At 70.3% G+C, this 20,056-nt stretch carries 11 protein-coding genes; 3 read left to right on the top strand and 8 right to left on the bottom strand.

From position 1 onward, the window contains the following. Positions 1-2,058, top strand: coding sequence for a glycosyltransferase family 2 protein (locus LG334_RS17145; protein ID WP_404379856.1), 2,058 nt, complete (start codon positions 1-3; stop codon positions 2,056-2,058). Positions 2,059-2,065: 7 nt separating this feature from the next. Here LG334_RS17145 and LG334_RS17150 read toward each other — a convergent pair whose 3' ends face one another. Next, positions 2,066-3,091, bottom strand: a complete 1,026-nt coding sequence (locus tag LG334_RS17150; protein ID WP_404379857.1) for a hypothetical protein — start codon at positions 3,089-3,091, stop codon at positions 2,066-2,068. A gap of 229 nt (positions 3,092-3,320) precedes the next feature. Between LG334_RS17150 and LG334_RS17155 the strand changes: the two genes are divergently transcribed. Beyond that, positions 3,321-4,277 carry a glycosyltransferase family 2 protein gene (locus LG334_RS17155; RefSeq protein WP_404379858.1) on the top strand — a complete coding sequence of 319 codons (957 nt, stop codon included), beginning with the start codon at positions 3,321-3,323 and terminating at the stop codon, positions 4,275-4,277. A gap of 12 nt (positions 4,278-4,289) precedes the next feature. Here the strand turns inward: LG334_RS17155 and LG334_RS17160 are convergent, their stop codons facing one another. After that, positions 4,290-5,369 (bottom strand): sulfotransferase family protein, encoded by a 1,080-nt coding sequence (locus LG334_RS17160; protein WP_404379859.1) that lies wholly within the window; start codon positions 5,367-5,369, stop codon positions 4,290-4,292. A 154-nt stretch (positions 5,370-5,523) separates the two neighbouring features. Then, positions 5,524-9,360, bottom strand: coding sequence for a hypothetical protein (locus LG334_RS17165; protein WP_404379860.1), 3,837 nt, complete (start codon positions 9,358-9,360; stop codon positions 5,524-5,526). Between the two features lie 251 nt (positions 9,361-9,611). Here LG334_RS17165 and LG334_RS17170 point away from each other — a divergent pair, with 251 nt between their 5' ends. After that, positions 9,612-10,853 carry a TIGR03087 family PEP-CTERM/XrtA system glycosyltransferase gene (locus tag LG334_RS17170; RefSeq protein WP_404379861.1) on the top strand — a complete coding sequence of 414 codons (1,242 nt, stop codon included), beginning with the start codon at positions 9,612-9,614 and terminating at the stop codon, positions 10,851-10,853. Positions 10,854-10,869: 16 nt separating this feature from the next. On the opposite strand, the gene LG334_RS17175 is transcribed toward LG334_RS17170, so the two are convergent. The 5 genes from LG334_RS17175 to prsT form a co-directional block, all read right to left on the bottom strand. Further along, a complete protein-coding gene (locus LG334_RS17175; protein ID WP_404379862.1) occupies positions 10,870-11,883 on the bottom strand; it encodes a hypothetical protein in 1,014 nt (337 codons plus the stop codon). A gap of 52 nt (positions 11,884-11,935) precedes the next feature. Further along, positions 11,936-13,291 (bottom strand): PEP-CTERM-box response regulator transcription factor, encoded by a 1,356-nt coding sequence (gene prsR / locus LG334_RS17180; RefSeq protein WP_404379863.1) that lies wholly within the window; start codon positions 13,289-13,291, stop codon positions 11,936-11,938. A gap of 1 nt (position 13,292) precedes the next feature. After that, the gene (gene prsK / locus LG334_RS17185; protein ID WP_404379864.1) at positions 13,293-15,467 is read right to left on the bottom strand and encodes an XrtA/PEP-CTERM system histidine kinase PrsK; all 2,175 of its coding nucleotides are present in this window, start codon (positions 15,465-15,467) and stop codon (positions 13,293-13,295) included. A 4-nt stretch (positions 15,468-15,471) separates the two neighbouring features. Further along, positions 15,472-16,956, bottom strand: a complete 1,485-nt coding sequence (locus tag LG334_RS17190) for a TIGR03013 family XrtA/PEP-CTERM system glycosyltransferase (protein WP_404379865.1) — start codon at positions 16,954-16,956, stop codon at positions 15,472-15,474. 246 nt (positions 16,957-17,202) lie between these two features. Next, on the bottom strand, positions 17,203-20,037 hold the full coding sequence (gene prsT / locus LG334_RS17195; RefSeq protein ID WP_404379866.1) for an XrtA/PEP-CTERM system TPR-repeat protein PrsT: 2,835 nt from the start codon (positions 20,035-20,037) through the stop codon (positions 17,203-17,205). Positions 20,038-20,056: the final 19 nt, after the last annotated feature.

The following is a 20,056-nucleotide window of genomic DNA, read 5'->3' on the forward strand; positions in this document are numbered from 1 at the left end:
ATGCCCGCACCCGCCGCGTCTTCGCGCCCCGCTCCGCCGACCGATGCCGTCCCGGCCTTTCCGGCCGAGCCGACCGTTTCCGTCATCATTCCCTGCTATAATGCCGAGACGTGGCTCGCGCAGACAATCGGATCGGTGCTGGACCAGACCCGCCCGCCCGACGAGGTGATCGTCGTCGACGATGGATCGCCCGACGGCAGCCTTGCCCTTGCCCGCCGCTTCGAGGAACGAGGGGCCGTCCGGGTTCTTGCCCTTGAGAACGGCGGCGCCGCGCGCGCCCGCAACCTGGGCGCCCTGGCCGCCACCGGCGACGCGCTCATGTTCCTGGATGCCGACGACGTCCTGGCACCCGACGCTCTGGAACACCTGCTCACCGCCCTGCAGAAGGCCGCGGCGTCGCGCTCAGGCGGCGACGCCATTGCGGCCTGCCCGTGGGAGCGCCTGCACCTGTCCGGCGATGGCCGGTGGATCAGCGGCCCGCCGACCTGTGCGACCCGGCTTCCCGGCGCCGACGTCCTGGCGTCCTGGCTGACCGGCTGGTACTACCCGCCGTGCTGCGTCCTGTGGTCGCGCGCCGCCTTCCAACGGACCGGGGGCTGGGACGAGGCGCTGCTGAGCAACCAGGACGGCGACCTGATGATGCGGGCGCTCGCCCTTGGCATTCCGCTGGCGGAGACGCCGCACGGGCGTGCCTTCTACCGCCGCCTGCCAGACGCCGGCGCCTCCCTCAGCGGCAAGCGGCTGGGCGCGCCCCAGACACGCTCGCGCCTGGCGGTCGGTAAAAAGCTGGCGGCCTGGATGACCGACCACGACGGGATGACGGCATACCGGCCGGCGTTGCGGCGCTATTTCAACATGATCGGCGATGCGATTGCTGGCATCCACCCGGATCTCGAGGCCGAGGCCCGCGCTCTGGCCAAGCGCCACGGTCCGACGCCGCCCGCCCATGTGCAGGCGGTGCTGCGCAACAAGCTGGCCCAGCGCCGCCTGCGGCAGGTCGGCAACCATGATGCGGCGCCCCGCCGCGAGGTGCGCGCGGGCCTGGACAAGGCAGCGGCGCTGCTGGCCGCTCCGGCCTGGCCCGACCCTCCGCCCGCCCTGCTCGCCCGGCGGCCGGCGGTGAGCGTCGTGGTCCCCACCTTCAACCGCCCGGACCTGCTCACGCGGTGCCTGACCAGCATCGTGTCGCAGGATGTTTCCGACATGGAGGTCCTGGTGGTCGACGACGGTCAGTCTGCCGCCACCGCCGCCGCCGTAGCGGCTTTCGGCGACGCCCGGCTGCGCTATCTGCGCCAGCCCGAGAACGGCGGTCCGGCGCGCGCCCGCAACCGGGGCATGGCCGAGGCGCGCGGCGCCTTCATCGCCTTCCTCGACGACGACGACGAGTGGCTGCCCGGCAAGGTGTCCCGACAGCTGACCGCGTTCGAGGCCGCGGGCCGGTCGGTCGCGCTGGTCCATGGCGGTCTGGAAAAGGTCGGCCCAACCGGCGCCGCCATCCCCGAGCGGGCCACGGCGCACGGCAGCGCTTGGCGTGACATGCTCCTGCGCAACGTCGTTCCCGGCGGCGGCACGGTGATGATCCGCCGCGAGGTTCTGAGCGACATCGGCTTCTTCGACACGCGCTTTCCGGCCATCGAGGACTACGACTACTGGCTGCGCGTCTGCCTGCGCCACGACATCGACTGCATCGACGCACCGCTGATGCGCTACTACGACGACCGCGCGCTGGGCGACGGCGGCCAGGTCACAAGGGTCTCACGGAATCAGGCCCGCGACCGCGCCGCCCGCGCGCTGTTCTTTGAAAAGCACGCTTCTGTCATGCGCGAGGCCGGCGTGGCGCACCGCTTCCTGCTGACCCTGGTGGACCGTCATATGGAGGGGCCCGTGAAGGATTTCGCCGGCGCCCGGCGCTGGGCCCTGCGCGCCGCGGCCGAGGCGCCGCTGGACGCCGACGTCCGCTCGGTGCTCGCACGGCTTTATGCGCCGCCCGGCGCCGGGCGTGTCCTGCGGGCGGTGAAGCGGGCGATGGGCACGCGCGCGACCGCCGGCGGCGGTTAGGTATCGGTCAAGAAGGAACCGGCGCCACCCGCGCGGCCGCCTTGTAGGCGCGCTGACAACGGATCAGGCCCGCCAGCGCCGCCAGCCGGTCGACCGGCCGACGGGCGGTGCGCGCTCCGGCGACAGTGTCCAGCCAAAGCAGCGCCGCGTCGGCGGCGATGCGGCGGGCGACCTCCCGCCCCTCGGCATTGGGCGCCGTGGAGGCCTTGAAGGCCGCCAGCGCAGCGTCGACCTCGGCATCGGTGCGCACCCACCGGCAGCCGTCGAGAGGCCAGGCGTAGATCGCCTCGCGCCCGCGCGCCAGGGCCTCCAGCACCATGCGCGGCAGGCCGTCGTGCTCCGTGAGGCGCAGAACGGCCCCGATGCGCGGCCACAGCGCCTCCATGTCGCCGACCCACCCCAGGCTTTCCACGTTGGGGTGGTGGGCCAGGGCATGAGCGTCGTCGCCGACCACGATGAACGGCAGGTCGCGATGGGCCGCCGCCGCCCGCTCTACCGCCGCCCGGCCATAGAAGTCGCGGCGGGCCGCGGGCAAGTAGACCAGCACGCCCCGCGGCAGGCGGTCCGGCATGGGCGACTCAAGCGCCGACAGGTCGGCGATGGAGGGCACATAGACCGCCTGGACGCCCACCTGCGCCAGTTCGTCGACCAGGTGCGGCGCAACTGCGATGTTGACGTCCACCGCCCGATCCAGCCGCCGCACCGAGGCGGCCGTCTTCGGCTCGCGCAGGGCGGTCGAGACATCGGACCCCACCCACCAACGAACCACGACGCACCCCGCCAACCGCGCGAGGAACATCTGCCGGGCGAGGAACAGGCTCGTCTCGTTGTAGTGGGTCAGCACCACCGTATCATGGCGGCGACAGAGGCGGAACCAGGCCGCGGCCCCGCCCTCCTCTACCCCATCGGACAGGGTGCAGGCCGTCCCCAGCGCCTCCACCCCGCGCGCCAGGGTCAGGTCGGGCGAGGACAGGGCCCGTGCGCCCTCCGTCACCAGCAGCATGCGGCGGGGCCGGTGCCGGTCTCGCGGCATAAGAACCTCCTGCTTTGTCTCTCGAAGCCAGGCGCCTTCGACTGTACCCCGTCGGCGGTCGCCGGCCGACGCCCCGCATGGCGCAAGCGGACGGTTCGATGGCGGTACGCCCGAAACGGGCACCGGCTAAGCGTTTTGAACCGCCAAGGCGCGTGGGCTGCGCGCTACCATCCTCTTGCGCCGGACGCTCCGGCCGCACAGGCATGCCCGACCCAAGTGGAGACCGACCATGAGCACCCGCGCCGACATCGACGTCGTCACGCCGGTAGGCCGGCCCGATCCCGCCCTGGAGGACTCCGTCGAAAGCGTCCTGTCGCAGCAGGGCGACTTCACCCTGGGGCGGATCATCATCGTGAACGACGGCGACAAGAGCCCCGAGGGTCGGGCGGTGCTCGACCGTCTGTCGCGGCGCCATCCCGCGGTCCGGGTGATCGACCTGCCGTCGAACGTGGGTCCGGCGGCAGCGCGCAACATCGGCACGCGCGAGGCCACCGCGACCTGGGTGGCCTTCCTGGACGCCGACGACACAATGCTGCCGGGCGCGATCGACGTGCGCCTGCGGGCGGCGCGGGAGATGCCGGGCATCGGCATGATCTGCGGCGACTTTATCTGGCGGGACGTGACGGCCGGCACGGAACGGCCCGGAGCGATCCGTGGCAGCGCCGCCGGCCGCGCCCTGCTGCAGGACGATCGGCCGGCGGTACGCCTGCACCGGCCGTTCGAGGCTTTCGTCGAGAGCCCGCTCGCGCATATGTGCGGCACCCTGTTCAACCTCGACGCCTTTCGCGCCGCCGGCGGCTTCGACGAACGCATCTGGCGCCAGCACGACTACAACCTGTTCCTCCGCCTCACGCTGCGCCACGACGTCGTCTTCGTGAAGACCGACGTCGGAAGCTACAACAACAGCGTGGGCAGCTGGTCCCGCCGCCAGGACATCAACGACTGGCGGGCGCTGGCCTGCCTGGCCCTTCTTGAACAGGACCTGACGGAAGCCCAGCGCCGGGCGGTGTTGCGCAAGGTGGAGTGGTGCTACCGCAGCCGCCGCTACGCCTGCCTGACCGCACGGGCCTACGGGCCCGCCCTCGTTTATCGCATGAAGGAAGCGCGCTGCGCGCTCGCGCGGTCACTGAAGGCGATGGCGCCGGTGGTGCCCGACCTGCCCCTGGGCCGGCCGGCCGCGTCATAGGCCGGACAGGATTCAGGAAGACGGGCGGCTGCGACCGACCGCAGCCTGCGACGACGCCAGCCGCCGCCAAGCGGCCCGCGCACCCTGCCGCGCCGCGCCTTCAAGCCGCTCCAGCCCGGCCAGCACCGGGCGCGCAACAGCGGCGGCACCCCGCTGATGGATCGCCGACACGCGGCCGTAGCCCGCCTCGCCCATGGCGGCGGCGCAGATCGCCTCCACCGCCGCGACCTCCAGCGGCGCCAGTTCCGACCGCCATCTTTCCAGGGAGTCGGTGGATACCGGCTGAAGACTTCGCGAATGGTGGCGCTCGCGCCAGACCCGCCAGTGCTCGTCCTTCATTCGGTCCGAGGCCGCAGGCCGCGGCACCGATGCATCCGTCCGTTCGGCCAGCATGGCGGGCTCGAACGATTCCCCGATGAAGTCGCAGACGCGGCGCATCACGCCCTCGGCATCTCCGACCAGCGTCTCGTAAGACAGGACAAAGACACGCGGATCTTCCTCGACGGCGGGAATGATCCTGCCGTAGATGTCCGTCCACTGCGACGCAGCCGACACCAACTGCCGCCAGCGGGTGTCCACGAACAGGCCGTACCGCAGCGACGGTGGCGTGATTTCGCGAGCCACCCACGGGCTCTTGAGTTGCGAGGCCACCACGCCCCGCGGATCGCGCCGCAGGACGATGATCCGGCAATCGGGGTAGCACTCTAGCAGGAAATCGATGAAGGCGACGTGGTTCGGGGTCTTCTCGCCCACGCGCGGCTTGCCGTGCGCCTGCCCGTAGGCCGCCATGAGCGCACTGAAGGCGGCCGCGAAGGTCTCAGCCCCACCTTCCTTCAGGCACCGCCGCCAATCGGCTTCCTCGATCCCGAGGTCATGGAACCGTTGCTCGTTCGCGTAGGCGGCGATGAACCGCTCCACCTCCGCGGCGGTCGCCGCCCGCAGCGACGTTCGCGCAGCAGCGCCGTTGAAGAAATGTGTTTCAGGCGGAACGATGATTCGACTGTGGGCGGACAACAGGCTGCGCATCAGGGTGGTTCCCGAGCGCGCCGCGCCTGAAACGAAGATCAGGGCGTTGGACCGGCCGTTTGCCATCGTGGACTCCTGCTCGGCTCGCACCGGCCCTCGCCGCCGGCGCCTTCCTTCTTTTTAGAGATATAGAAGAGCAAGCGTCCAAGGTTCTTGCAGGGTATGTCCCAAGGCCACAGCGGCCGCCCCTCTACTCCGGCGGTGTTACCTCGTCCCGGCGCTAACTTATCTCCCCGGGGCGCCGCATGGCCTGGATGTCACGGCCGTTGTTGATGTTCACGAAAAAGGCGTCGTAGTCGCGGTCGTACCAGAAGTTGCCGTAGGCCATGCGTCCCTGGGTGCTGCCGTCGTGGTCCAGTTCCCTGTTGAAGACCGCCGACACGTCACTCCATGCCCAGTCCTGGGGGTTGGAGGCACGCATGTCCACCTTCCACACCTCAAGACCTTTGTCGACGATCTGGACGATCAGCATCAAATGGCCCAGCGCCGGGTTGTCCTTGCCCAGCCACATGCAGTAGGTCGCGTTGCCCAGGCCCTGGCGGTCCTTGAGCCCCGGCTTGAGGCCGATGCGCGACTGGTCAAGCCGCCGCAGCTTGCGGTCGATTCCCTCCCCGCGCCCTTCGTTGCGGGAGGCCGGGTGGTCGCACTGCGGCATCCACGACCAGTAGAAACCGTGCGTCGGCGCCCCGGACGCATCCTTCGCCCAGCGGTCGTCGGGCCAGTAGAAGACAGAGAAATACGCATAGCGGCCGGCGAATTCGGGGTCCGGGATGATGGCGCCGTAACAGCTGTTGTAAAGGCGGCCCAGGCCGTGCTTGACCTCGAGTACGCCCTGTTCCTCCAACGCGCCGGGCGGGTGGAAATGGCACAGGCGTTCGGTGTCCCGGTCGCCGGGCGTGCCGGTGTAGAACAGATAGGGCCGGTCGCCGGGTATTTCCTGGAGATAGCGGTTGTAGATGGTGAAGTCGTCAACGCCATACGCGTTGCCCGGGTAGACCCAGTACCGCACGGGATGAAAGTGGCGAGACGTGTCCCACCAGTATCGTCCGTCTGTGGCGTCGATGGCCCAGACCGTCCACAGGTGATTGGCGAAGGGACCCCATTCGGCCGAACCGCGCGTCCAGATCACGTCGCGCATCCGGTCGTAGCACACGCTGCCGTAGGTATGCGTCGAGATGGGCGCCAGGCGCCCGCGGATGTTCTCGCGGTTGACGTAAGGCTTGGGGTACGGGAAGCGCTTCTCGGCGGTGGGGCGGGTGGGGTCGTCGGGAGACGGCGGCGCCCGGCGGGAGTCCAGCTCGGGCGGAAAATTGGAAAGCTTGACGCCATAGGGTTCGCCCGTCTCCTCCAGGTGCGGCGCCATGCGGGCCGCATCGTCGGTGCGAGCCCACCGGCCGGTGCGGGCGCTCCAGGCGACGATCTCGGACCCGTAGTAGTCGGCATGTCCCCCGCCCGTCGCCACGAAATGCTTGCGATCAGCCACCCACGCCCCGGTGCTGAAGGAAAACAGGTTCCGGCCGGTGTTGCCGGGCGGGATGGGAGCCTGGCCCCATCCCCAGTAGGATGCCGAGTCTGCCCCCGTCATGTGCGGCCCGTAGACATCGCTGACCTGGTTTCGCGAAACCACGGCCCAGAGTCCGTGTGGCACGGCGCGAAGACGGGCCTCGGTAAGGTCGGGCGCCGGAAAGGCCACGGGCGGCAGCCGGTCGGCCTGCGCCCACCGCGGATTGAATCCAAGTCCCTTCGGCCCCTTCGGATCGAACCTCCACTGGGGGCGCGACGCTTCGATGCGGGTGGCCAGGTCGCGGCCCAGTTCGGCCAGCAGCGCATCGCCCAGTTCGGTGCCCAGCATGTGGGCCACCTTGGCGTTGTTCAGGCGGATGATGCCGTACTGGATGGAGGATCCGATGGCCGAGCCGTCCACCACGTCGCCGGGATCGTCGTCCGGCACCAGCGACCGGCCGTTGTAGGTGTAGTCGGCGTAGCTTTCCTCGGTCCCCGTCGGGCGGCAGTCCATGTAATAGACGTTGGCCACATGGTAGGGATGCCCGCCGCGCTTGATGTTCCAGGCGGACAGCACCACGCCCTTCACGAAGTGGTCGACGAAGAACCACGGCACCGACCGCTCCGCGTCGCGCAGTCCTTCCCGCCAGGCATTGTGCAGGATGACCCAGGTCATGAAGTCTTCCTGGAAGCTGTAGCCGTGGTTCTTGCCCTTCGGTTCACTGAAGAACGGGATAATCAGCCCTGCCCCGCCCTCGGCGCCGGGCCGGCGGTTGAAGGCGCTCCACTGCGCGACCTTCGGATTGTTGAGGGTCTGGTCCTTCATCCAGCCCCAGTTGTTGCGGTACAGCAGGTCGGCATAGCGGGCCTCGGGATTATCGGTCGGCTCCACCCAGCGCCAGTTGGAAATCGACCGCAGCGCCCACGCAACGGCGCGGACCTCGGAATCCCAGACGATCCCTTCCCATTCACCGCTGCCGTCCAGCTTGTCCTGGTAGCGTCCGGCGGTGGGCTCGCCGCGCCAGGGCTGGTGGTTGGCGACATAGAGCACGGCGCAAGCGCGCTGCATGTCCAGAAACCACTCGTCGCCGGAATACACGCACTGCCAATAGGCAGGTTCGGGATTGTGCGACCCTTCCGCGATCTGGAAACCGTCGCGCGCCTGCGTGTTGGGACCGCCATCGGGACCCCAGCTGATGAAGCTCCAGCCGCGGCGGGCGTGGTCCTCCGTCTCGTCCAGGCCCGGCACGGGCGACTTGATGATCTTGGGAATGCGCATGTCGTCGCGCCAGACCTGGGTGTTGACGAAATGCCCCCACTCCAGGCAGCGGACGCGGTCGCGGCGCTGCTCCAGGTGATTGCCCATGTAGGTCAGGGCCCGCGCCGACTCGAAGGTCACGGGGCCGATCCAGCCGGTCGCGCTGTCGCCGGGGGAGTTGATGTCCTTGGCATAGGTCACCTTCCCCTGGTGCATGGTCGTTTCGCTGTCGAGACCCAGGGACGGGTCGACATACTCCGGGTCCTGGCCGGGCCAAGCCCGCGACCGCGCCAGATAGTTCGTGTCGAAGGCATGGGCGAGGTGCGGCTTGCCGTCGCGTTCGCGACGGGTGCCCCGGTGATAGGGCGCATGGATCGGCTCGCCATCGCTGGTGAAGTACCAGCCCGTCTTGCCGTTGAACGGGCGCTGGGAAAGGTTGGCGTTGGCATAGCCCCACACCAGGGTGCCCGCCCGCTTGAGCCGCAGGGTCGGCGTGTCGTCGTCCACGTAATCGACCACGTACTGCGCCGGGCCCGGCCCGTCCGGCCCCCTGCCGTGGTTCAGCGGATTGGCGAGGCAGGCCGTGGTGCACAGGAACCCGTCATCCTCGCGCCGTTCGCCCGTGGTGTAGAGGTCGACGTAGAACCGGCACAGCAGGTCGGGATGGTCGCGGGTACCATCATTGAAGCGGTCCCACACGACATAGCGCCTCTGCACGGGCCCGTCCCGCAGGAGGCGCCTGTTGCCAGCCTTGAAGCCGCGGTTGACGCTGGCCGTCCAGGTGATGCCGCCGATATCCATCTCTGCAGTATAGGCGTCGGCGAGCAGCTGATCGTCGTCCAGCAGCCCGCCCGCCGGGGGTGTGCCGCGCTTGGGCCGGAACTCGATGAAAACGGCGTCCAGCCCCTCCGGGTCACCGGCCGGGCGCAGGGCGGGCAGAAGCAGGGAAAAGGTCGCCAGGTTGACGGAGCCATCGGCATGGCGCCGCGTCACGGTGTTCACCTGCCAGGCGAGCGGCAGGAACCCACCCTCGAGCCGCGGCTCCGGATAGGCGTCGGCGGGAATGTCCCCGGGCGCGAAAGGATGCGCGAACGTGTACCACTGCATGTCGGGGCTGGGCGCATCGGCCCAGTTGTAGATGCGGCACCGCGCGACGGCGTCATCCTCGGCCCTGTGCGGCTTGCGGTTTGGCAGCGGCATGCCGCCGGCGGCCTCGATCAGCCGCGCATACCAGGCGGCTCCGGCGGCGCGGGCCCGCTCGGCCGTAAGCAGATGGCGCAAGGTGACGTCGGCCATGAAAAGCTCTCCCTGCCAATGGTTTGGCCGGCGCCCAGTATAGGAGGCGCCTTCCGCTGCCGGGCGGTTCAGGGGCGGTACACCACTGGGCTTACCCCCGGCGCCCGCGGCATCGGCTGCGGCCGGAGGGGTAGTCCGGATACGCTAGCTTGTAAGCAGGGTGAACGGCTGAGGCGCCGAAGGCCGCCGGCTACCATGGCGACGGGTCGTCCGCGGCCCGTATCCTCGACCCGCAAACGGCACGAGCGTTCATGGCCGACGTCCTGTTTCTGACCCAGCGCATCCCCTATCCGCCGGACAAGGGGGAGAAGATCCGCAGTTTCCACCTGATGCAGCGGCTGCTGCGGCACCACCGCATCCACCTGGGGTGCCTTCTCGACGATCCCAGCGACCTGCGCCACCTGGACACCCTGCGCGACATGGTGGCCGACCTTCACGTCGCCGTCATCGACCGGCGCCGGGCCCGGCTGACGTCGCTTTCGGCGCTGGCGACGGGGGGCGGGTTGAGCGTCGCCTACTTCCGCCACCGCGCCCTGCGGCGTTGGGTGAACGACGTGCTGACGCGCGTGAAGCCCGAGGCGGCGGTGGTGTTCTCCTCCAACATGGCGCCCTATGTGCTGGACCGGCCGCCCGGCGTGCCGCGCCCGCCCCGCCTGATCGCCGACGTGGTGGACGTGGACAGCGAGAAGTTCGCCCACTACGCTCGCGAGGGCGCCCGTCCCATGCGCTGGGTCTACCGTCGCGAGGCCGCCAAGGTTGCCGGCCTGGAGCGGCGCCTGGGCGACGAGGCCGACGTGGTGACGCTGGTGTCCGAGCCGGAAGCCGACGTCTACCGCCACATCTGTCCGGATGCGCGGGCGCGGGTGCGGGGCATCCCCAATGGCGTGGACCTGGCGACCTTCACGCCTGACGACCCCGCGCCCTCTCCCTATGCCGACGGAGGGCCGGTGGCGGTGATGGTCGGGCACATGGACTACCCGCCCAACATCGATGCGGCCATGTGGTTTGCCCGCGAGATCCTCCCCCTCGCCCGCCGCCGGGTGCCGGACCTGCGGTTCGCCGTGGTGGGCGCCAATCCCGCGCGCGAGGTGCGCGCCCTGGCCGAGCTTCCGGGCGTGATGGTGACCGGACGGGTGCCGGAGGTGGTGCCCTACGTCAACCATGCCGACGTCTGCGTCGCGCCGCTGCGCATCGCGCGCGGGATTCAGAACAAGGTGCTGGAGGCCATGGCGGTGGGGCGGCCGGTCGTCACCACCACCGGCGCCCTGACGGGCATCGCCGCCATGCCGGAGCGCGACGTGCTCGTCGCCGACACGCCCGCCGCCTTCGCCGACTCGGTGGTGGAGGCCCTGGAGCCCGCGCGCGGCGCGGCGCTGGGGGAAGCGGCGCGGCGCTTCGTCGAGGACCACCATGCCTGGAACACGGTCTTTGCGCCCTTCGACGCCATGATTGGTGGAGACAGCACAGCCGCTGCGCTGGGCGCCGCCGAATAGGCCGCCGGACAGCCCCCTATTCCGCCGCCCGCTCCACCCGCGCCGGACCGAGGATGGCCCCGGCTTCCAGATAGCCGAACGGCCCCAGGCGGACGGCCGTGTAGCGGTCCGCCTGCCGGTTGGCGTCGGCAAAGGTGGAAAGAAGACGGTGCGTGATGGCAGGCGTCACCGCAATCGTCGCCGGTTCCGGCGGCGGATCGGGTAGGCCCAGGCTCCGCGCCAACCGCCCCCGCACCCGACGCGGCAGCGACCTGGGCACGGCGGACTGCAGGCGCCACAGCCCGGCCGCTTCGGAGCGCGCGTTGCGGCGCGTTTCCGCGGCGGTGGCCGTCTGTAGCTCCGGCGTATCCGCCACCCTCAGGAACTCCAGCAGCGCCTGGCGGAAGGCCGCCGGGTCGTTCACCAGAAACTCGTACGGCAGGGCCAGAACGTTCGGCGATCCGACGGCGTCGGCGACCGCCCCCAGCAGCGCGCCGTAATCCAGCATCATGCCCAGCATGAACCGCCCCCGGTCGGGCCGCGCCACCTTGTCCACCAGGTCTTCGAACCCCGCCTGTCCCGGATCGGCATAGCGGTCGGACATCTGCGCGTAGTGCGAGGCCAGCCAGTGGTCCTGCCGGCGCAGGAGGCAGATCACCTTCAGCCGGGTGAAGCCCCAGGTTTGCGCGTGGATGCGGACCGCCGCCAGGTGCGCGGCCAGTTGCTCGGGACGGCTGCCGGCCCGGCCGATGCCTTCCTCGGAAACGACGACGTCGCGGGGGGCGGCCAGCCAGGGCTCCTTCGGCCCCAGCATCTCGGCGAACACCGCATCGCCGAAGACCGGCCACAGGGCGGCGCTGCGCCGTAGGCAACCGGCCCACAGGCGGCCGTCGGCGTCCCGGTCCTCGGTCTCGTCGAACAGGCGGCTTGTGGGGACGGGGATGCTCTTGATGCCGGGCAACTGCGGAAACAGCACATCCTGCAGCCATGTGCTTGCGGTCTTGGGGATGCCGATGTGGAGGGTCAGGGTGGCGCCGTCGTCGCTGCGCATGGGCTGGGTCCTTCCTTTGCCGTGGGAACCGCCGGGCGGGGCGGGCTGCGCCTCAGTCCCGCAGCTTCAACGACCGCATGAGGTCGTAGAGCGTCGGGCGGCTGACACCCAGCAGCTTGGCGGCGGCGGAGACGTTGTTGTCGGCGACGCAGAGCGCCTTGGACACGGCCTCGTACTCCGCCTCCTCGCGCGCCATGCGGAGCGTCGGGAAGCTGCCATCCTCTAGCTGCAGGTCGGTGCCGGTGATGTGGCTGCCGTCGGCCAGCACAAGGGCCCGCTTCACGCGGTTTTCCAACTCGCGCACGTTTCCCGGCCACTCGTAGGCGGCAATCGCCCGCAAGGCGTCGGAGGTGAAGCCGCGCGCCGGGCGCTTCATCTCCTGGGCGTAGCGCGACAGGAAATGGCGGGCGAGCAGGGTCGCGTCGCCCGGCCGCTCGCGCAGGGGCGGAATGTGGATGCCGACCTCGTCGAGGCGGTAGTACAGGTCCTCGCGGAAGACACCCTCGGCGATGGCTTCCGAAAGGTTGCGGTTGGTCGCCGCCACCACGCGCACGTCCACCGCGATCTGGCTGCGGCCGCCGATGCGCTCGATCACCCGCTCCTGCAAAAAGCGCAGCAGCTTGACCTGCAGGGCGTGGGGCATGTCGCCGATTTCGTCGAGGAACAGCGTGCCTCCGTCAGCCTGCTGGATCTTGCCCTCCGTCATCTTGTGGGCGCCTGTGAAGGAGCCCTTCTCGTGGCCGAACAGCTCGCTCTCCAGCAGGGTTTCGGGAATGGCGGCCACGTTGATGGGCACGAACGGCCCGTCGACGCGGGTGCTGGCGCCGTGCAGGGCGCGGGCCAGCACCTCCTTGCCGGTGCCGCTCTCGCCCGTCAGCAGCACGTTGACGTCCGACGGCGCGACGCGCTCGATCATGCGGCAGACGTCGAGCATCTTGGGGCTTTCGGCCAGCACGTCGAGCATGGGCCGGCGGTCCTTCGACGCGGCCAGGCGCCGGTTCTCGTCCTCCAGGGCGTGGAGGTGGCTGGCGCGCTCCACGATCAGGCGCAGGGTGTCGATGTCCACGGGCTTGGGATAGATGTCATAGGCCCCGAGGCGCACGGCCTCCAGCGCATGGATACGCTCGGCATTGCCGCTGGAGACGATGATCTTGAGCCACGGCTTGAAGGCCAGCAGGTCGGTCAGCACCGCCAGCCCTTCCGACGCGCCGTTGGGATCGGGCGGCAGGCCCAGGTCGAGCACCACCACCGCGGGCTCCACCCGGCGGGCCAGCGCCACCGCGCCGGCGCGGTCGATGGCGCAGTGGACGTCGTAGCGGTCGGCCAGCGCCCAGCGGAGCTGCTTGGCCAGGCCCTCGTCGTCCTCCACCAGCATGAGGATGGGTTTCACGTCCGTCGTCGTGGTCATCTTACACAGCCTCCCTCGCGACCGCGCGCGCATCCGCGTCCACCGCTCCGGCCGGCGCGGCGCCGGCAAGGGGGAAGACGATGCGCATGGTCGTGCCCATGCCGGGCTTGCTCGTCACATCCAGGCGCCCGCCCATCTCGCGCACCAGTTCCCGGCTCTGGAACGCGCCAAGGCCGTAGCCGCCGTCCTTGCTGGTCTTGAGCGGGCGGAACAGGTGGTCGCGGACGTAGGCGGGGTCCATACCCTCGCCGTCGTCGGTGACTGCCACCGCCACGCCGTCACCACCCACAGCCGGTGTCAGGGCGACCTCCACCAGCCCGTCGGGTCCGGCGGCCTCGATGGCGTTCTGAATCAGGTGATCGAGGACCGAGCCCAGACGGTCCGCCGGCGGCGCCGGCAGGGCCAGGCCCTCGGCCTCCATGCGCCAGCGCAGGTCGGGCTTGCGCCGGCGCCAGCGGGTGACGGCGTCCGCCACCTGGTGCGCCAGGTCGGGCGCGGCGGCGGCGGATGCTCCGGGCGCCGACGGAGCAGACGTACCGGCCGGCCCCGGCGTCGGCGTCGGGGCCTCTGAGGATGCCTCTTCGCGGCTCTGCTTCAACTCCGCCAGCAGCTTGCGGAGCTTGTCGACGGCGCCGGCGGTGGTTTCCAGCATGTCCTTCTGGAACTCCGGCTGGTGGCCGAAGCGGTCGGCGTTCTTGAGCATCAGGTCAAGCTGGCTGACGACATTCTTGACGTCGTGCACCAGGAAGGCCGTGCGCTTGCTGAACGCCTCCAGCCGCCGGGCGTCCGACAGGTCGTTGAGCGCGCGCTCCGTCGCCAGGGTGGCGGCGGCATGGCGGCTGACGGTCTTGAGGATGTCGAAGTCCTCCCACGTCAGCGGCCGGCGCACTCGCGGCGCGGCCACCACCACCATGCCAAGAACCTCGCCGCGCAGCACCAGCGGCACCACCAGCCAGGCATCGGCCTCGGCCAGCCAGGCGGGCGGCTCAAAGCCGTAGAGCGGCGGGCGGCGGCGCATCTCGTCCAGGTCCACCACCCAATGGCGGCGCCGCATGAACCCTACCAGCGCCGCGTCGTCGGGCAGCGCCGGCAGGGTCACGGGCAGGTTCCAGAAGGCCGTCGGCAGGAAGGCCCGGTCACGCTCCTGGTGCAGGTACAGCGCGCCCTTGGAGCCCTCCACGATGTCGCACACGGCGCGGACGATACGGTGGTGCAGGGCGTCCGGTCCCTCGTCCTCGCCGCCGGCGACCGTCTGCGTGAAGCGCAGCCACTCGGCGCGGTAGTCGTAGCGGTGGGAGAAGAAGTTCTTGGCGATCATCACCCGCAGACGCGCCCGCGAGGCGCCGGACAGGAAGACGAAGCCCAGCAGCATGACCGACCCGATCAGGAACACCACCTGCGTCACCGCGCCCCACTCGCCGCCGGCTTCACGCATCCAGAAGCCGACGACGGCCATCAGCAGCAGGTAGACGCCCGCCGCCATGACGATGGAGGACCGCAGAACCACCTCGCGCGAGGGCCGCAGGCGGCGACCGGGGACGGGCTTGCGGAACAGCGACACCAGGATGGGCAGCGCGCACAGGGCGCCCACGGCCCCGCGCGCCGCATAGAGCTGCGCGTCCATGCCGCCGAACAGAAGGGACTCGGCCAGCAGGAAGACGTCGAAGGCCAGCATGATCGCCAGCCCCAGGCACAGGTGCTTGACCACCCAGCGGCCTTCGTCGTCGGCGGCGCGCAGAATGCTCTCGATCAGCGCCAGGCCCAGGATCGCCAGCACCAGCAGCCCCGCCGGAACCAGCGACAGCGTGCCCAGCACCGGCAGCAGCGGTCCCGCCACGGCCAGCAATCCCGCCGCCGCGCCGGTGCCGAGGATGACGGCAGCCCCGCGCACCATCAGGCGCCGGCCGTGCCACAAGCGCGCGATTTCCACCAGGACCACCAGCCAGGCGCCGACGCGGGCGCCTTCCAGCATCACCATGACGGCCGCCGGCAGGGCGACGAAAGCCGCCCCTGCGGCCCAGGCGGCGGTGATCACGCCGGCCACGGCCACGGCGACGCCGCGCCCCGGCGGCAGGCGTCGGCGGCGCGCCAGGGCGACGGCCGCCACGCCCAGGAACGTGGCGGCGCACAGGCCGTAGGCCAGGCTCAGGATGTCGCCGTAATCGCCGGCCACCATCGCGTCAGCGCGCCCCCTCGTTCCACAGGATGACCTTCACCGTCTGCACCAGGATCAGCAGGTCCAGAAACAGGCTGCCGTTCTTCACGTAGTACAGGTCGTAGGCCAGTTTGCGGCGGGCATCCTCCACCGAGGCGCCGTAGGGATAGTTGATCTGCGCCCAGCCGCTGATGCCCGGCCGCACGGTGTGGCGCTCGCGGTAATAGGGGATCTGCTCGGCCAGTTGATCGACGAAGAAGGGGCGCTCCGGGCGCGGGCCGATGAAGCTCATCTCGCCCTTGAGCACGTTGAGCACCTGCGGGATCTCGTCGATGCGGGTCTTGCGGATGAACTTGCCAACCGGCGTGACGCGCGCGTCGTTGGCCCCGGCCCAGCGTGGCGTGCCGTCCTTCTCGGCGTCGGCCGTCATGCTGCGGAACTTCATCAGCTCGAACGGGCGGCCGTGCAGGCCCACGCGCTCCTGCCGGTAGAACACCGGGCCGCGGCTGGTCAGCTTGACCGCCGCCGCCGCCACCGCCGTGATGGGCAGGGTGGCGAGCAGGAAGGTCAGGCTGACGGACACGTCGAACAGCCGCTTGATGAAGCGCCGCGACAGCGACTGGCGGAAGCCGTCGGAAAAGATCATCCAGCCGGGGCGCAGGCTGTCGAGGTCGATCTCCGCGGCCTCGCGCTCCCAGAAGGTGGCATAGTCCGAGATGGTCACGCCGCCCAGCTTGCACTTCAGCAGGTCGTCCAGCGGCAGGCCGCCGCCCTGCCCGCCCCGGCCGGCGCGGCGCTCGGCGGTGGCCAGCACGATCTCGTCGACGCGCCGGTCGCGCACCAGGCGGTGCAGCGCGGCGGGCTCGCCGGCCAGGCGCCTGGGAAAGACCTGCCAGTGCAGCCGCCCCGCGCCGGCGCCGCCGTCCTCCATGTCGACGAAGCCGACAAGACGGAAATGGCGGTGCTGGCCCGGAGCGGCCATCTCGGCGATGCGCTCGGCCGCGGGCCCGGTGCCCAGCACCAGGATGCGCCGCTTGAAGACATCCAGATCGGCCAGTTCCACGAAGAAGTAGCGGATGAGCACGATCGCCACAGCCGCCGCCGGCGTGGCGAAGCCCAGAAGAATCACGTAGCCGGACCAGTCGGTGCCCATGTACATGGCATAGGCCACCGATGCCGCCGTCAGCGCGACGAACAGAAGCGGGAAGATCACCAGGCTGCGGCGGACGAAGGTCTTCACGTCGAAGAACATCCGCCGGCTGTACATCCCCACTGCCGCGATCACGACGACGCCAAGCACCGCGAGCAGGCGCGGCACGGTGTGGTCACCCCATGCCGCAGCCGGCGTGTCAAGCGCCCCCGTCACGGCATCGGCGCCACCGGGACCGGCCGCCGGGACCACGTCGAAATAGGCCGTCAGCCCTTCGAACAGGGCGATGAGGACCCCCGCCTCCAGGACGGCGAGAAGCAGAACCGGGACGGCGATGTGGTGTCCGAACACCCGCATCATGGAAAGCGCTCCGTGACAGTGTTCGCGTAAACCCCAATGAAAGTACCGGAGCAGCGCCGTCGGGAACAAAGGCGGGTAGGCCGTAGAGGGGCGTTATTCCGTTCTACCCCGTCGGGCGATCAGTAATAATCTGCGCAACGGATGAATAGTCCTAATAATGTCGCAACAAAAAACATCGCCGGGCGGCCTGTCGGAAGACCGGCCGCCCGGCGTGCTGAGTGGCAGACAACTTGCTGAAGATGATGACTACTGCGCCTGCGCCTCCTCGGGACCAACCTCCAGGCGGGCCAGAAGATCGCGGGTACGCTCGCGCTCGGCGTCGGTGGTGCGGGCGCCCTGCACCTGTTCAAGCACTTGCCGGGCGTCGTCGCGGCGGTCGAGGGCCACCAGCGCCTCGGCCAGGTTGAGGCGGTGGCCGGGGCGCGCCGTCTGGCTGGCGGCCTGGCGGAACAGTTGCTCGGCCATCACCAGGTCGTTCATGCGCAGGCGGATCTGGCCTTCGGTATCCAGCAGCTCGGGCTGATTGCCGCCGTGCATCCGGGCCTTGGCGATGTGGTCCAGCGCCGCGTCAAGCCGCCCCTGCCGCATCAGGACATAGGCCAGGTTGTTGTGGTTGACCCAGCTTTCGGGATCGTCCGCCACCAGGCTCTCCAGAAGGGGCTCGGCGGCCTCGAAGCGGCCGTCCTCGATGTGCCACATGGACAGGATGACGCGCGCCCGCGTGTCCTCGGGATTCGCCGCGCTCCAGTCGCTCAGGCGCGCCACGGCCTGCTCGGGCTCAAGGGGCCGCTCCGCCGAGGCCAGCAGATGGACCAGGTCGCCCGGGGGTGCGTCCATGCCGGCGATCTTGTCGCGCAGGTAGGCGACGCCGTCGCGCGGGTCCCGTGCCAGGCGCGTGCGGGTCTCCATCTGGATGACCCGCGCGTCGTCGGGGGCCAGGGCCAGCGCCGCATCCATGTGTTCGCGGGCGCCTGCGGCGTCGTTGTCGCCCAGTTCCAGCGCAGCCAGCGCCAGCCGGACCTCCAGGTTGTCGGGCTCGACGGCGGTGTAGCGTTCCAGCGCGTCCGACAGGACCGATTGGTTGCCCGCCTGCCGGGCGGCGTTGACGAGCAGTTTCAGCGTCTCCGCATCGGCCTTGACGTCAGCCAGCGTCTGGGCAGCGGCCAGGGCGTTGGCGGCGTCGCCGGTCGCCAGCCGGGCGCGCGCCACCATTTCCAGCAGTTCGGGGTCGCGCGGGAAGGTGTTGAGGCCTGGCACGGCGGTGGCAAGCGCCGCGTCGGGACGGCCCTCCTCCAACAGCAGGGCCGCCAGACGGGCCCGCGGACGCGGCGAGGGCGTGCCGGCCTCCACCGCCTGCTCAAGCCAGGATCGCGCCTCGGCCTTGTCGCCGCGCAGGGCCGCGATGTCGGCCAGCCGCAGCATCAGCGCCGAGGACCGCGGCGCCGCCTCGTGGGCGGCCAGAAGCACGGCCTCGGCCTCGTCCACCCGGTCCTGCTGGCGCAGCAGCGCCGCCAGGTTGCCGGCGGCATCGGCGGCTCCGGGCTCCAGGGAAATGGCCTTGCGGAAGGCGGCCTCGGCGCCCTCCGGGTCCTGCCCGGCGAGCAGGGCAAGACCGCGCATGGTGTGGCCGCGCCCCGTCTCGGGCCGGTCCGTCACCACCTGGTCGGCCACCGCCAGCGCCTGATCGGGCAGGTTCTTCTGCATCAGCATGGCGAAATATGTCGCCACGGCGCGGTCGTTGCTGGTGTCTTTCTCCACCGCGGCGCCCAGGGTCTCGAGCCCCTCCTCACCCTGCCCCAAAGCGGAGTGGGTGGCGGCAAGCTGGCGCAGGATCGCGGCGTCGTCGGGCCGCAGTTCCGACGCCGCGCGCAGCAGGTCGAGCGACTCCTCGGGCTTGCCGGCCAGCCGCGCCGCCTGCCCGGCCAGCGCCAGGGCGTCAGCGTTCTGCTTCATGTCGTCGGACAGCGGCGTGAGCACTCGATAGGCGCGCTCGTTCCTGCCCGTCTCCAGCAGCGAGGCTCCCAGGGCGATGCGCGCCTGTGGCAGCGCCTCCGCGCCCTCGGCAAGCCCGGACAGAAGGCGCACCGCCTGTTCATGCTGCCCCAGGCGGAACTTCACCAGCCCTGCCAGCAGCTGCATGCGCTGGTTGGACCGGTCCGACGCCAGGCCGCGCGCCAGAAGCGTGTCGGCCTCGCTCAACTGGCCCTGGACATAGGCCACATGGCCGCGCAGGTAGACCGCTTGCGCGTACTCGGGCACCTTCGACAGCACCCAGTCCAGTTCCTCCGCCGCCGCGTCCATCTGTCCGGCGGTGATCAGGGCCTGGGCCAGCGGCACGCGGACAAAGGGGTTCATGGGCCGCAGGTCTTTGATGGCGCGGTAGTGCTCCAGGGCCTTGGCCGTCTCTCCCCGCGTCAACGCCACGTCGCCGGCGATATAGAGGACGTCGGGGTCGTCCGGCGCATTGTCCAGCGCCTTCTGCGCCAGTTCCGACGCCGCCTTCAGGTTGTCGGCAGACGCCTCCAGCCGCGCCAGGCCGGCGGGCGGCAGCGCCGCCTTGGGGGCCAGCTCCATGGCCTGGGTCATCGTCTCGCGCGCCGCCTCCACGTCACCGGCGGCGGCCTGCGCCCGTCCGCGCAGCGCCAGGGCGTCGGCCCGCAGCACCGGGTCCAGGCTTTCGGGCAGGTCTTCCGTGAGTTCCATCACCCGCGCGGCCTCGCCGGACGCCAGCCAGGCCCGCATGAGTGGCAGCATCCACAGGTCCGGCGCGCCGCCCAGGTCGCGGGCGCGCTCAAGTTGCAGGCGGCCGCGCTGGATGTCGCCCGCCCCCAGGTAGATGTCGCCCAGCAGCGCGTTGGCCTCGGCGTTCGCCGGTTCCTGCTGGAGCGCGTTCTTGATCTGGATGATGCTGTCGGCAACGCGGCCCTCGGCGCGGAAGCTGCGGGCCTCTTCCAACAGTTGGTCCACGTCGGCCGCGTGCGCCGCGTCCATGGGGACCGGCGCCAGAGTGGCCGTCAAGGCGAGGACGGAGGCCGCGACCACCGTGCGAAGAGACGTCTGTCGGACGCGCTGTCGAATCATTGTGCCACCCTCTGACTAG

The organism is Caenispirillum salinarum, assembly GCF_044803115.1.
Lineage (GTDB): Bacteria > Pseudomonadota > Alphaproteobacteria > Rhodospirillales > Rhodospirillaceae > Caenispirillum > Caenispirillum salinarum_A.

What these genes read in the sequence shown, in the direction of transcription:
- prsK (WP_404379864.1), bottom strand. Translation starts at nt 15,467, where the DNA reads ATGGTGGCCGGCGATTACGGCGACATCCTGAGCCTGGCCTACGGCCTG.
- LG334_RS17175 (WP_404379862.1), bottom strand. Translation starts at nt 11,883, where the DNA reads ATGCGCAGCGACGACGGCGCCACCCTGACCCTCCACATCGGCATCCCC.
- LG334_RS17170 (WP_404379861.1), top strand. Translation starts at nt 9,612, where the DNA reads ATGGCCGACGTCCTGTTTCTGACCCAGCGCATCCCCTATCCGCCGGAC.
- LG334_RS17150 (WP_404379857.1), bottom strand. Translation starts at nt 3,091, where the DNA reads ATGCCGCGAGACCGGCACCGGCCCCGCCGCATGCTGCTGGTGACGGAG.
- prsT (WP_404379866.1), bottom strand. Translation starts at nt 20,037, where the DNA reads ATGATTCGACAGCGCGTCCGACAGACGTCTCTTCGCACGGTGGTCGCG.
- LG334_RS17145 (WP_404379856.1), top strand. Translation starts at nt 1, where the DNA reads ATGCCCGCACCCGCCGCGTCTTCGCGCCCCGCTCCGCCGACCGATGCC.
- LG334_RS17190 (WP_404379865.1), bottom strand. Translation starts at nt 16,956, where the DNA reads ATGATGCGGGTGTTCGGACACCACATCGCCGTCCCGGTTCTGCTTCTC.
- LG334_RS17165 (WP_404379860.1), bottom strand. Translation starts at nt 9,360, where the DNA reads ATGGCCGACGTCACCTTGCGCCATCTGCTTACGGCCGAGCGGGCCCGC.
- LG334_RS17160 (WP_404379859.1), bottom strand. Translation starts at nt 5,369, where the DNA reads ATGGCAAACGGCCGGTCCAACGCCCTGATCTTCGTTTCAGGCGCGGCG.
- LG334_RS17155 (WP_404379858.1), top strand. Translation starts at nt 3,321, where the DNA reads ATGAGCACCCGCGCCGACATCGACGTCGTCACGCCGGTAGGCCGGCCC.
- prsR (WP_404379863.1), bottom strand. Translation starts at nt 13,291, where the DNA reads ATGACCACGACGACGGACGTGAAACCCATCCTCATGCTGGTGGAGGAC.